We start from the raw sequence: 10,505 nt of genomic DNA, 5'->3' as shown, positions 1-10,505 counted from the left end.
CTGGCGGCTTATGAGTCAACGCTGAAAGTCTATAGTTCAGTGTCGCAGTTAAGTTTGTTCCGCCAGCTTTAAGGCAGGGGGTTTATGTTAATTGATAGTCTGAAACAAAGTGGAGCCCTGGTCAGCAGCAGTACAAACGCTGCTGCAAAAACTGCTGCCTCCACTACTGAACGCTCTCAGACTGCCCCGCCGCAAAATCACAAGCTCCAGCAGCAGCTTAATACTTTAAGTCAATGGAGTGTCAATGCCGACGTTTCCAGGCAGCTGGCAAAAAATCAGCAGGCTGAACAACAGCTGCGGCAACTGTACCAACAACTTGAGCAGCTGAAAAAACAACTGCACCAGGCGCAGTCTGCAGAACAAAGGTTACAAATTACTGCTCAGATGGAGCAGATGGAAGCGCAGCTGAAACACAAAGACAGCACCATCAATATTAATCTTGAATTGGTGCATCAACCCGAGTTAAAGGTAAGCCGGCAGCTGAACAATAAAATCGATTTATTAAGCCCGCGCAAACAAGCGGAGCATTTACAAATAAGTCTTGCTGATGGCAGCAAGGTGCAGCTGAATTTCCCGGCCAATCAAAGTCAGGCCGAGAATCTGGACATGTTAAAAACAGCCTTTGCACCTTTGCAAATTGACGTGCGTCAGCAAAATAACCAACTGGTTTTTAGTACTGCTGCAAACCAAAGTGGCAAATTAAACCAGCCATGGCAGTTGCAAGGCGAAGGCATACGTATTGCGGCCGGTAATCCGGTGACAGTTAAACTGCAGGAACCGGCTGGCACTTTAAGTACTCTGTCACAAATTTCTCAACAAGTTGAAAATCAACAGATTTATCAAAGCGAAATTAAGATTGCCCAGCAAAAACTACAACAGGTGTTGCGTCAGGTGCAGGCAGAACGACAAATGTTGATTGCTAAATTAAATAGTCTGCGTCTTGCCGGAGCCCGCCAGACTGAAGACGACGCTTATGTGGTCAGTCAGGAACTAAAACAACAAATGCAAATGGGGGCTGCCTCATCGATGTCCGCCATTATGGCGCAAGGCAACGTCACCCGCGGTCTGGTTGAATTTGCGCTGGCGCAATAAAATTTTGTTCCCTTTGTTGTGTTTAAAACCCCGCTTCAGAAACCTCAGTAATTTATTTGCCTCTAAAAGCCCTTAACGGGGCTTTTTTGTTTGCGCCGTCTTGAATAACCTTTTGGTTTTTATCCGTATTGATGACTTCAGCACCTTGTGCAGCAGTACCGTTTGCATCAGCAGCTTTTACTTCAGCACCTTTTACATCAGTATCTTCTGGCGCCAATAATGCCTGTTCCCGGTGTTTGTTGTTTTAATCACCGCCTGCATTAAGAGCGGTTTTTGCTACCTTTTAGCAGCTTTTTTACAACCTTCTTTTTCAGGCTTTGTGTTTATTAAATCAGGCGCTACTCAGGCTTTGAGCTTTTCCTGCACCAGAGCAAGAGGTACCACGTTGTGTGGTATGTTCTCCTGTTCATCGGTTGCAGGCAGTTCTTGCTTTGCTTGTTGCGCGCCGGCAGATTGTTGTTTTAATTGGGCAATACGCTGTTTTAGCCCGGCAAGGGCATCGTTATTATCGGATGTAGACGCATCTGCAGGCTTTGGTTGTTGCTGTGTCAGCGCCCCGAGTTTTTCCCGGATTTCGTCCACTTTGCTACGTGGTTTTTCCACACCAAGTTTTGCCAGCGTCAGGCCTTCAGCTTCCATGCGACGTAACAAAGTGTCGGATGGTACAGGCAAATAACCCATCACCACCTGAAGCAAATCTCTGATATCCACCTGTTGCGACAAACTTAAAGCAGAAAGTGCATCATAAAGTTTTGTTTCATCAAGAAAAGCCGCCCGCAGATGGCTTTTCAGCACTGTTTCAGACATTAAAGACCAGTCAGTTTCGCTGTTTACCTGCTGATCGATGTCCTTTAAGGCAATGCCTTCCTGCTCCATATGCTCCAGCAAAGCGCGGGATGGGATTTGCAGACGTTGTACCACCTGCTGAATGTTGTATTTTACTTTAAGCGCATCGAGGGTGTTGTAGCTGCCAAAAACCGACTTTAAGTTCGTTGCGTTCGAAAATAACTTGTACATAATCCCATCCTTCTCGCTGTTATGGTGCTTCAGATAACCCAAACTTCAACACGGCGGTTGCGCTCGCGGCCAAGCTCCTGATCGTTATTGGCAATTGGCAATAACTCGCCATAAGACTCAACCGCCATCACCGCAATTCCACGCGCCACCAGCTCGCGTTCTATCACTTTGGCGCGGCGCATGGCCAAATCTGTGTTGGTGTCTTCGGCGCCTACAGCGTCAGAAAACCCCATTAACACCAAACGGCGGCCATTGTGTTGCTCCATAAAACGAATCAGCCGCTCTAAATCACGTTTACCTTTGTTATCTAAATCGTTTTCGCCCTGGTTAAAACGAAAGTTCAGCGACAACCTTTGGCCTGAATCGGCATAACGGTTGTAAGAAGCCGGCGCGTTTTCAATGGCAAATACTTTTTCCACTTTAATGTTTTGTGAAATAAGTCCGGCTTGTTCCACCAAAGCCTGGCCCTGGTCGGAAATAGCAAACTGGGCAAAATCTTTGGCGCTTTGTGAGGCCGAGGTTGGGGTGTACAAATACAAGCGGCGCGACAACGCATAATCTTCAGTGCTGATGGTAAAGCGGGTAGGGTAAATGGGCGTGGTATTGGCGCCTTCGGAAATGGCCAGCGCTTTGTTGTAAGAAATAAAATCTAAACCAATAAAACCAATGGCAGTTTCGTCCTGCGACACCGCCACCGAAAGTTCGGTGCTGGATTCAAAACGCCGTGCTTTGCTGGTGAGGCTTTTTTCAAATTTTTTTAACACCAGGCTGTTAAAAGTGTCGAAGGTGCCTGAGTTGTCATCCCGCGCCAGAATAACGATGGGTTTATCTGCACCACCCAGCTCCTTCCAGGATTTAATTTCGCCGGCAAACACTTTGGCCAGCACTTCGGTAGAAATGCTTTTTAACGTGTTGTTCTGATTAACAATAACCGCCAAACCATCCAGCGCAATAATATGTTCGTTGCCAATTTTGCTTAAATCACCCAGCTGTTGCAGGCTTTTAGTCACTTCATCGCTGGTCACCCGGCGCGACGACATGCCAATATCAGCTTTGCCGCTGAGTAAGTCTTTAAATGCAGTGCTGGAGCCGTGCGCATGCAATTGGGCCAGTTTTTTTTGGCCACCCAGCTGATATGTTAACAACCGCTCCACTTCGTTATTTTGCTTTTGCCAGCTAAAGGCAGAGCCGCCTTGTTGGGTTAAAAAAGCCTGCAATAGCGCGGGCGCCAGCTTTTCGCCCACTGTATTAGAACCATGTAAACGCAAAGCAGTTTGTTGTTCAGTGGGTTGGCTGGCGTTGCTGCTATGAGGTTCAGCGGGCGCTTGTGTTGAAGCCATGGCAGCCAGCGGTGGTGTGTTTGGCAGGCCGGGCGCGGCGAATTGAGGGAATACAAACCAAAGCCCAACCGCAGCGAAGCTTAGTAAAGCTGTAGCGACTGGCCACCACTTAAATAAAGCCTTTTTTTCCTGCGGTTGTGCACTTTGTTTCACCTGAGCATGAGCGCCATCGCGCGCTGCGGTCACCAAAGGTTCCGGCGCCAGGCTCAGTTGTATTATTTCAGTAATAAGTTGTTGTAATTGCGCATCTTCCAGCTCAGCCAATTCGGCCAGCACCGAATTACGGTACTCTACATTCTGCTGCAACTGGCTTTCTGAAAGTTGGATCTGAAACTGCACCTGGCAATGCTGCACCAATCTGGCAATCGCAGCATTGAGGCTTGTGGCATTTGTCGACTTCGTATTCACCTTGTACACCCCTTGCACATCAAAATTACGGCTGATGTAAAAAAGCCGTAGCCTAAATGAATCAGATTGCAGCAAAGTGACATTGGTGGGGTTGTGTAGAAAAGTTTTGTTATGGCGTTAAGTGGTTTGATATATCAAGTAAATAGGGAGTCGGCTCTATATCTCAAATCAGCAATCGATGAAATTAATAATCTTGTTGTTCGCCGCAGTAACCAAAGCTATGTATGTTGGCGAAGGCGGTCGCTGGAATGTTTTTTCGCCAAATGCCGTAGTAACACAGATAAGTGAATGGCCAACATAACCAGAGCGACCAGTGATTGAGTTCATTGATAGATGACAGCGAGCTGAAGTTCGCCCGAAATATTTTGAGCATCACTGGCCTGGTTTTTCCACTTGCGATTGTCGCGAGTTTATTGCCTAAGTTGTTGATTATTGGTACAAGGCTTATAGGAATAGTCGTGAGTGTGTTTGGAACCTGAATGAGCAAAACGCTGGATATTTACCATCAGGGTGCTGCGTTATTTGCTCGGCAGTATGATGCGCTGAGTTTTGATCGGGTTCATACCAGTTGGCAACCCTATTGGCCTGACAACGGCATGGTGCTGGATATTGGCGCAGGCAGTGGCCGCGATGCACTCTGGTTGGCTGAGCGCGGTTGTCAGGTCATTGCCGTGGAACCTGCAGCTGATCTCAGGCACATCGGCCAATTAAAAACTGGCGCTGCAGCAAACACCACAGAAAACTCTTTAGCAACAGTGCAATGGCTTAACGACAGCCTGCCTGAACTTAAAGCCTGCTATCAGCTGAATCTGCAATTTAATACCATCTTGCTCAGCGCCGTTTGGATGCATCTTGCACTTTCTGAGCGGGAACGGGCGTTTCGCAAAATCGCCAATTTACTCGCCCCCGGTGGACGTTTTGTATTGAGTCTGCGCTTTGGCGAATTCACCGATGGCCGGGTGTCTTATCCGGTCAGCGTCGATGAAATTGCAACCTTGGCCAAACAGTTTGGTTTGGTGCTGAGTCATGTTAGTGCACTGACCGCCGACAGCGCGGGCCGCACAGACGTGCAATGGCAAACCCTAGTGCTAGTGCTGCCCGACGATGGCAGCGCTAGCTTAAGTAAAATCCGCCATATTGTGCTGAACGATAGCAAGTCGTCGACTTACAAACTGGCGCTGCTGCGCACACTGGTGCGAATTGCTGACGCACATCCGGGCGCAGTGCTCGATCGGCAAGACGGTAAAGTAGTCATTTCACTTGGTCTGGTCGCGCTTTATTGGATCCGTCTTTTTAAACGTCTGGTTGATAACAACATTCAACAAAATTCAGATCCGGCCAAAGGCCTTGGTTTTGTGACCGAGCGGGGCTGGTTGGCATTAAAACATCTGACCGCTGACGATTTTGCGGTGGGAATGCTGTTCACTGGTACTGATGCAGCAGCCTTACAGCAGCTGTTCAGCGATACACTAAAAACCATAAAAGAAGGCCCTGTCACCTACATCTGGCAAAGGCAAAAAGATAATCGTCTGTTTCAAATGCAGCGTGATAAAACCACAAAACGGGAAATGGTATTACTGGACAGAGCTTTTCTGGAAAGTTATGGCCGGTTTGAACTTAGCGAGTCGATGTGGGATTGTTTCCGGTTATACGGTTGCTGGATTGAACCTTTGTTGGTGCAGCAGTGGGTTAGTGAAATGCAGAAGTATGAATTTAACCGGCAGCAGGGTCTGACACTGGATACTTACCACCATCACTTGCGCTGGCTAGACAGGCAACACGATACCGGCCTCGTCAGGAAAAAAGTCGAAACACTGCGCAGCCAGGGGCATGACGTGCGAAGTGTCTGGAGTGGCAAGCCGTTGTATAGCTACGACATTGACCATTGCCTGCCATTTAGTTACTGGCCCAATAACGATTTATGGAACCTGTTGCCGTCTAGTCGCGAGGAAAATCGCGTCAAAAGCGACCGGTTGCCAAGTAAAACCAGGCTGCACACAAGCCGCGAGCAAATTACCGACTGGTGGCAACAAGCCTGGCAAAGCCAAAGCGAGCGACAACGTTTTTTTGTCGAAGCTGCCATGTCTTTACCGAATGTCGCATACAACTGCACAGATTTTGAAGTGGTGTTTGAGGCATTGCAATTTCAGTCTGCTGGCATTCAACAGCGGTTGCAGATCGGGGTGTGGTAGTGCTTGATTGACCAATAGGTTTGAACCACGATCCTGCAAAAGGTTTAAAGCCTATAAATGCTTAGTTTTGTCGCATTGACGTTTTACAAATAAAAAATACTGCGTGGAAATGCTAAGCGTGTTTTATTTCTTGTCTGAATAAAGGATTAGGCATGAGTTTAAGTGAGAAATTTAGTGAATTTTTAAATGGCTGGTTACAGGCTAAAACTGAACAGTTTACCGGACATGTTTTAGCGACATTTCTGCGGCAGGACATTAACGATGAGATCGCTGCATTTGTAGAAAGTTGCGCACCTTCCTTTTTAGTTAAAGCGAGTGTTGGAAACGGACGATGGGCTGATGTGCCATGGGTATCCATTCTAAATCCTGAAATTACATCAACTACACAAGATGGAATATATCCAGTCTATTTGTTCAGTGCTGACGGATCTGGGTTTTATTTGTCTTTAAACCAAGGAACAACCGCTCCGACGAGTAACTTAGGGAAAAAGGAAGCAGGAACGCGAGCAGAAAAAATAAAAAGTATTTTATTAAACTCAATCCCTGAGTTGTCTCAGTGGGGTCTTCCTTACATCGACTTAAAAGCAAAAACCACACTCGGCAAGTCTTATGAAAAACCCAATATAGCCGCCAAATATTACGATGCATCGCAGATACCATCGGATGAAGTACTCAAAGCAGACCTCGAAGCACTACTTTTGATGTATCAAAAGATAGCAGACCTCGATATTGAGCAATTATTACTTAATTACTTAAATCACCGGGCAGAACCAGCGATGGAGACCAAGGGTATGACCCGTTTATCAAAACCATTCCTCCTCCTGGCCGGTATCTCAGGTACCGGTAAGTCCAGATTCGTGCGCAAACAAGCTGAAGCGCAGGGCAGTGTTCAGGAGTTCTTCCAGATGGTTCCGGTAAGACCAGACTGGCATGAGCCGTCAGACTTATTGGGTTACGTTTCCAGGATTGGTGGCGCTCCGAAGTTTATTGTTACTGATGCCCTCAAATTTATGGTCAGGGCGTGGAAAGCCACAGGCGCTCAGATAATTACTCTGGCTGGCGGAAAAACAGGGTGGTGGTCTGCGAAAGCACTGGATGATATTAAAACTTATTGGTTGTGTCTGGATGAAATGAATCTGGCACCGGTAGAACAATATTTTGCTGACTATTTGTCGGTGATTGAAAGCCGTCACTGGTTAAATGCTTCTGAATTGTCATCTACAGGAAAAGAGTATGCCTACTCCTGCTTACCTTTACTGACTGCCTCAACGCTAAATGCAGTTGAAGAACAGCACAGAACTGCTTTGGCGACAGATTTGGGGCTGGATATTAAAAACAGTGCCGCGGATCTGCAACTCTGGGGGGCTTTTCTGCAACACGGTATTCCGGTGCCTTTTAATCTGGTGGTTGCGGGTACTGTGAATATGGATGAAACCACACACGGTTTTTCCAGAAAAGTGATAGATCGTGCCCTTACTTTTGATTTTGGCCGTTTTTTCCCAAATAATTTTGATCAGCTTTTGTCCCCTGAGAATCAGCCTCAGCCGGTAAAATTGCAGTTCCCGCGGTTGTCTAATGCCTCCTCAGATATGATGGGAGGTTGTGTCTCTGACCCTGACGGACAAAAAACGATTGGATTTCTGAAGGCCGTCAATCAGGTATTAACTGATACGCCGTTTGAACTGGCTTACAGGGCGTTAAACGAGTTGTTGCTGGCAGTGATATGTCAAAATCCGCAGAATGACGAAGAATTGCAGGCCGTTTGGGATGACTTTCTGATGTGTAAAGTATTACCGCGTATAGAAGGTGATGATGAAAAACTGGCCAGTTTTTCCGGTGGCGCTCAAAGTACTCAGACGATTTTGGACGAGCTGCAAAGAGTACTTTCCGTCCAATTGCTTGTAGTGTGGGAGAAAGAACGTCCGGATCTGATGAGGGTAAGTGCTTCAGCAACTACACCTTTAACGGTTCCATGCCGCAGTAAAGCTAAACTGGAATGGATGAAGAACCGGCTGGAGCGCAACAGCTTTACCAGTTTCTGGCCTTAAGGTTTGAGTTCAGGGATGCGCGAACTTCTTCTGATAGATACCAGCGATTGGCAACTGGCGCTTTATGGCCCCGATGTCACGGGTAAACAACGCGTACTGGCTAAAACTATGGCCAGTCGGGGCAAAGTTGCACCTTTAGGTGTGGTTGCCTTTGACCAGCTATTGCATGTCGGCGCTTTTGGAGTAGAGCAAGTATCTACTCCTCTTAATGCTGAGGTTGGCGCACTGATTAGCCCTAAAGCCCTGCTGTTTGAAAATACCGATTATATGTTTGAGCTGGTGTTTAAACATTATTCAGATGCTGAACCTCAGCCTCAGATCACGCATAAACTTTCAGCAATCCAGAGTTCATTCCGCACTAAAAAACTGGGTAATCAGTTATTGCTCAGTGGCACCCTGAATTTTGGCAACAATGTAGGCTGGTTTTCATTGCCATTTAGTTACAGCAGCAACGGCAAACCCCAATACATTGCGGTCAAATTTGTTGTGTTGCCAACCAAAATGGATCTGGATTCCGATTTACAGGCAATTTACCGGCGACTTGATAGTGACTATCCATTATGGCGTTTTGCTTTTGGTAACAGCACCGAATCAACAGCCGATGCAACAAGACAATCCAATCATAATTTTCCGTTGTTGTGGCTTGCCCGCTTTACTGGTTTGCGAAACAAATTTGAGAAAAATATCCGTATTCTTTCAAATGCTCCCCACAGTCGTTTGGTTCAGGTAGAGCGCAGGGTAAAAGCTGAGCGGCTGAAAGGTAAGCAATCGGTAACTTTACAGGAAAAGCTGTCGCAGGACTTTAGCGTTCAGAATTATCACAACAGCTATGTGACTAAACGCAAAATTCTGAGCCTGGATACGCCCGAGAACCGCTTTATCAAAATGGTAGTGCAATATGCGCATTTCCAGCTTGGCAGATTTATAAGTCTGGTTAATGAAGCCAACAAAAGGCCGGATGCCCAGGTTTTTTCTGAAACGTTTTCCGGCCAACTCAACGACTGGCAAAAAACACTGGAAAAATACCTGTATCATCCGATGTTTAAAGAAGTCGGCTCATTTAAAGGCATGAGCAAAGAGTCGCTGGTCTTGCAGCAAAAAACCGGCTACAGCGGTGTATATCAGGCATGGCACGAGTTAAAACGCTATCTGGACGTGATGGGCAGCCAAAGTTCGGTTTCGATGAAGACCATAGATGAATTGTATGAAGTGTGGTGTTTCCTTGAAATCCGGCGGATTTTAACTACAGATTTAGGTTTTACAGAAAAACCGCAAAAACCATTTCGTGTTGCGCATACCGGGGCATCGAATAAGTTTGATGATGTGCTGGCTGACTCCTACATTTTTACCCGCGAAGATGGTTTAACGATACGACTGGCGCATGAACCTAAATTTGGTGAAAAGACAAAGCCGGTCCGCTCCTGGTTGTACGACCACAAACCCGATATAGTGCTGGAGGCCACCTTTGCCGGTGAGTTGAGGCTGATGTGGTTGTTTGATGCGAAATACCGGATTGACAATAAATCAGACGATGCGGAACAGGATCTTGTACCTGCTGATGCCATTTATCAGATGCACAGATACCGGGATGCATTGATTCATGTTGAAAAAAACGGTGAGCAAAAACATAAAAGTCGTTCTGTGTATGGGGCTTACGCACTTTACCCTGGGGCAAATAACCAGCAGCAACCTCCTGCCGTCAGCACATACGCCGAAGCAATAGATTCAATAGGTATAGGTGCTTTCCCACTGCTGCCCTCAGCAAACGGTGACAATGGTTGTTTATGGCTTAAAGCTTTTTTACAAAAGCAGTTTGCACACAATCCTGCTTTTACCATGGCTGAATCCGTTGACAGATATCTGATGGAGGACTCTGCACGTATTCCGCACCATGGTATGCAGCAGGTATTTTATCCTGACCTGACTTTGGTTATTACCGCCGCCCCGGAGACTGGCAGAGACGCCGTTTATATCAATAGCTTTAAGCAGGGAACAGCCACTTGTTATCACACCAGGCTGGAAGCTACAGAGCGGGAAAATCTGGAGCAAAATGTAATTAACGAAGTGCGTTATTGCGTAATTGCCACTGAAGATACAAGTCAGCCGGAGCGCATTGCGCGCTATATCTGGCCGGTGAAAAAAGTGAAACTGGTAAAACGTACAGAGTTAACTAAGCAGCACACAGGTTTGGAGCTCAGTTCAGCTGATGCCCGCAATCAAAAGTTATACTGGTTGTTTGAATTTGGACCGGCTTTTTTGCTAGATAAACCTCTCGCTGGTTTTGATAACCTTAAGCACCAGTTACGCCTCACCACAAGGCAAAAACTTGCAACTGTCAGTCAATTTAATGAGATTGAGTCTGTATATTCAGAGGTGATGCCGAACTATCGTTATCACGGGTGATCATG

General features: G+C 46.6%; 7 protein-coding genes. 4 read left to right on the top strand and 3 right to left on the bottom strand.

Translation table 11 applies throughout. The features are described 5' to 3' along the window. Nucleotides 1-84 precede the first annotated feature (84 nt). Nucleotides 85-1,092 (top strand): hypothetical protein, encoded by a 1,008-nt coding sequence (locus RCH83_RS05685; protein WP_306519910.1) that lies wholly within the window; start codon nucleotides 85-87, stop codon nucleotides 1,090-1,092. 52 nt (nucleotides 1,093-1,144) lie between these two features. Here RCH83_RS05685 and RCH83_RS05680 read toward each other — a convergent pair whose 3' ends face one another. The 3 genes from RCH83_RS05680 to RCH83_RS05670 form a co-directional block, all read right to left on the bottom strand. Further along, nucleotides 1,145-1,309 (bottom strand): hypothetical protein, encoded by a 165-nt coding sequence (locus tag RCH83_RS05680; RefSeq protein ID WP_306519908.1) that lies wholly within the window; start codon nucleotides 1,307-1,309, stop codon nucleotides 1,145-1,147. A 125-nt stretch (nucleotides 1,310-1,434) separates the two neighbouring features. Next, entirely contained in the window at nucleotides 1,435-2,109 is a 675-nt protein-coding gene (locus RCH83_RS05675) for a hypothetical protein (protein WP_306519906.1), read from the bottom strand. 29 nt (nucleotides 2,110-2,138) lie between these two features. Further along, nucleotides 2,139-3,857: a phosphate ABC transporter substrate-binding/OmpA family protein gene (locus RCH83_RS05670; protein WP_306519904.1), complete on the bottom strand. Its 1,719-nt coding sequence runs from the start codon at nucleotides 3,855-3,857 to the stop codon at nucleotides 2,139-2,141. Nucleotides 3,858-4,336: 479 nt separating this feature from the next. On the opposite strand from RCH83_RS05670, the gene RCH83_RS05665 reads away from it, so the two are divergent. From RCH83_RS05665 to RCH83_RS05655, 3 genes are all read left to right on the top strand, one after another. Beyond that, nucleotides 4,337-6,049, top strand: coding sequence for a class I SAM-dependent methyltransferase (locus RCH83_RS05665; RefSeq protein ID WP_306519903.1), 1,713 nt, complete (start codon nucleotides 4,337-4,339; stop codon nucleotides 6,047-6,049). A 152-nt stretch (nucleotides 6,050-6,201) separates the two neighbouring features. Beyond that, on the top strand, nucleotides 6,202-8,097 hold the full coding sequence (locus RCH83_RS05660; protein WP_306519901.1) for a DUF3578 domain-containing protein: 1,896 nt from the start codon (nucleotides 6,202-6,204) through the stop codon (nucleotides 8,095-8,097). A 15-nt stretch (nucleotides 8,098-8,112) separates the two neighbouring features. Next, nucleotides 8,113-10,500, top strand: a complete 2,388-nt coding sequence (locus tag RCH83_RS05655; protein ID WP_306519899.1) for a DUF2357 domain-containing protein — start codon at nucleotides 8,113-8,115, stop codon at nucleotides 10,498-10,500. Nucleotides 10,501-10,505: the final 5 nt, after the last annotated feature.

Origin of the sequence: Rheinheimera sp., from assembly GCF_030824435.1 — a bacterium.
GTDB lineage: Bacteria > Pseudomonadota > Gammaproteobacteria > Enterobacterales > Alteromonadaceae > Pararheinheimera.
The sequence above is the reverse complement of the archived record's forward strand: the minus strand, read 5'-3'. Positions and strand labels throughout refer to the sequence as shown.

Coding starts and splice junctions, on each gene's coding strand:
- RCH83_RS05685 (WP_306519910.1), top strand. CDS start 85: ATGTTAATTGATAGTCTGAAACAAAGTGGAGCCCTGGTCAGCAGCAGT.
- RCH83_RS05675 (WP_306519906.1), bottom strand. CDS start 2,109: ATGTACAAGTTATTTTCGAACGCAACGAACTTAAAGTCGGTTTTTGGC.
- RCH83_RS05665 (WP_306519903.1), top strand. CDS start 4,337: ATGAGCAAAACGCTGGATATTTACCATCAGGGTGCTGCGTTATTTGCT.
- RCH83_RS05660 (WP_306519901.1), top strand. CDS start 6,202: ATGAGTTTAAGTGAGAAATTTAGTGAATTTTTAAATGGCTGGTTACAG.
- RCH83_RS05655 (WP_306519899.1), top strand. CDS start 8,113: ATGCGCGAACTTCTTCTGATAGATACCAGCGATTGGCAACTGGCGCTT.